Consider the following 2,802-nt stretch of genomic DNA (forward strand, 5'->3'; position numbering starts at 1 on the left):
GGAAATACGGCTGGACGATGTTCCTCACGCATCCGTTGCTTGGCGTGGGCTGGGGCGAATTTCCGGTGCATCAATTCGAGTTCGTGCGCGAACTGGGCGGCGTGGAAATCGCCAATAATTCCCACGATATCTTCATTGACCTGCTCGCGAAAACCGGCTTGTTGGGCACGGCGATCGTACTGCTAAGTGTTGCCAGTTGGCTTGTGCGCGTGGTGCGCGCGCCGCAAACGCCCGCGCGAATCTTCGGGCTCGCGCTGCTGGGCGTGCTGATGATGCATGCGTTGGTCGAGTATCCGCAGCAGTACATGTTCTACCTGATGCCCGCGATGCTGATTTTCGGCCTGCTCGAAACGCGTCCGTTGCGGCTGGTGTCGCGCGGGTTTTCGTACGGCTTGTATGTTGTGTTGATCCTGACGGGGCTTGCGTCGCTGTACCCGATTTTGCGCGACTACAATCGCTCTGAGGTGCTTTATTACGGCTCGAGGCCGGCGGAGCAGTATCGTGAGGACCCTTCGGTCCTGTTCAGGGCGTGGGGAGAATATGGCGCGGCGACGCTGGTGCCGATCACCCCGCAGAACCTGCCTGCCAAGCTCGCGATGCATCAGCAAGCGCTCGCGTTGCTGCCGGGAGAAACGGTGTTGCGGCGATATGTCGTCCTGCAGGCGCTGGACGGAGAAACGGGCGATGCGCTCGATACCATGGCACGCCTGAAGATCTTCGCGACCGAGCTTCATGACTGGCCGACGCAACTGGCCGACGTCTACCAACTGCTCGACGAACAAGGCAAGTCGGTGTCCGGTTTCAAAGACGCACTGGTGAAGTTATACGGCGTACCGGCCCCGGACAAAGCCGATAGCGACGACGATGACGACGATTGAGAAAACGGCTCTGAAAAGGAGCCGTTTTTTTGATCTCTGAATTTGCATTCGTCGGTTGTACCGGGCTTATTCCTCCCGGTATAACGGCGGGATGAATTGTAGTACCGCTTCTTTAAAACCCCTACAAGACTGCCCGGAGAAATTTGTCTATCACATTGATAATCACCGTTATATAGCGATCAAAGGTAAAAACGGGTGCGGAGGCACCATCTATTACGACGATACGTGCTTCCGCGATCGACCCGCGGTGACCGCGACCGGGTTGACGCTTGGGGCGGGATCTTTCGCGGGCCACTATGCGATTGACTCTGGCTATGTCGCAATACCAGTAATTGAGTTGTCGCAGACGAGCGAAGAACGTCTGTATATTTACCTCGCGACCGACGATGGCGTTCTTTCAAGGGAATTTTGTATGGAGGCGGCGGCTTCGGGCCCGATATATTCGTATTAAAAAACCGGCTTTATATATGGCTCGCCGACCCAGTAACCGTCATGCCGGCATATGTTTCGCAAGTACATATGACCTGAGCCGAAACTTTCAGGTGTGGAGAAGTTTCAACGCGCGCTTTCACTGAACAGCCAAGACTCCCGACCCGCGGCAGAGGTTTAATGACGCACACATTGTCACAGTTCATCTCAATTTAAAGTCGTAGACACCCCTTGTGACCTTGTTTAAGGTTGTGTTCATTCGGCGTAGGCCATCGCCAGGAGATGGCCGGTGAACGCGAGGTGATTGGTAACGTTCATGCCCATAACAGCCTAAACGAGAGACACTTGAAGACTATTGCCGCCAGAATACTGACTCTTGTTATCTGTGAATTTGCATTCGTCGGTTGTTCAGGGCTGATCCCAGCCGGTACGGCGGTGGAAATGAATGGCACTCCCACTGATGTAAAAAACATACAAGACTACCCGGAAAATTTAGCCTATCGCATAGACGATCATCGGTATATCACGATCAAAGGCAACGACGGACGCGAAGGCACCATCTATTACTACGATACGCGCTTGGGCGTTCGAACTGCAGTAGCCGCAACCGGGTTGACTTTGGGTGATGGCGCTTTCGGTGGGTATTATGCGGTCGATTCCGAATATGTTGCGATACCCGCGATTGTATTTTTTCAAACGAACGGACCACTTTTATATGTACATTATTCGAATAATGGCGGACGGACTTTCAATGAATTTTGAGCGGGATCATACGGAGGAGGGCGCAACGTTATGGTGCTGCAGGATAAGTATTTATACATAGCCCGACGGAGTCACGATGAAACGGCGGGTTTATATCAAGCTAATAAATTTGACGTAAGTGAACCTCTCGCCGTCGATCAATTTCAGCACGTAACCGCGCAAAGCGGAGGAAGAATAGACGTGAAGGATGTTCCTTTGTACATTAAATCACCGTCTCAACGTACCAAATGGAACTGCAATTAAATCGATGTGAGTGGTACGAATTGGGGAGCGTTATCGTCGTACCCCCAGAACCGACTCGGTTGCTCTGAAATGGCAGCGCGACGTAAGAGCACGACAGGATATGCAATGAATCGATTTTACTTAAGTGCCATCATTTTAGGTGCGTGCATGTTGGCGGGCTGCAGGGCCCTGATTCCGCCCGGCGCAAGCGCCGGAATGAACGGCACGCCTATTCACGTTAAGAGCGGCGACAACTATCCGGAGCACTTTGTTTATCGCATTGATGATCACCGGTATATAACGATCAAAGGCAATGACGGATGTGAAGGGACCATCTATTACTACGATACGCGATTGGACGTTCGAACCGCAGTGGCCGCAACCGGGTTGACCCTTGGGGCAGGAGCTTTCAGTGGTTACTATGCGATTGACTCTGACTATGTCGCTATACCAGCAATTGTTTTCTCCCAGACGAGCGGCGAACGGCTGTATATATACTACTCAACCGATG

General features: G+C 52.7%; 4 protein-coding genes. All 4 read left to right on the forward strand.

Annotated elements, in window-relative coordinates; all coding sequences use genetic code 11:
* Positions 1–878, forward strand: an 878-nt coding sequence (locus tag WCA53_RS29720) for a PglL family O-oligosaccharyltransferase (protein WP_423919714.1), incomplete at its 5' end; no start/stop codon positions are given.
* Between the two features lie 91 nt (positions 879–969).
* The gene (locus WCA53_RS29725; RefSeq protein ID WP_423919717.1) at positions 970–1,329 is read left to right on the forward strand and encodes a T6SS immunity protein Tli3 family protein; all 360 of its coding nucleotides are present in this window, start codon (positions 970–972) and stop codon (positions 1,327–1,329) included.
* 323 nt (positions 1,330–1,652) lie between these two features.
* Entirely contained in the window at positions 1,653–2,069 is a 417-nt protein-coding gene (locus WCA53_RS29730; RefSeq protein ID WP_423919720.1) for a T6SS immunity protein Tli3 family protein, read from the forward strand.
* Positions 2,070–2,417: 348 nt separating this feature from the next.
* The coding region (locus WCA53_RS29735; protein ID WP_423919725.1) for a T6SS immunity protein Tli3 family protein at positions 2,418–2,802 on the forward strand (385 nt) is incomplete at its 3' end.

It is taken from the genome of Caballeronia sp. (assembly GCF_049581465.1).
GTDB lineage: Bacteria > Pseudomonadota > Gammaproteobacteria > Burkholderiales > Burkholderiaceae > Caballeronia.

Bases quoted from the DNA above. Each gene is read 5' to 3' on its own strand.
- WCA53_RS29725 (WP_423919717.1), top strand. From the start codon at position 970: ATGAATTGTAGTACCGCTTCTTTAAAACCCCTACAAGACTGCCCGGAG.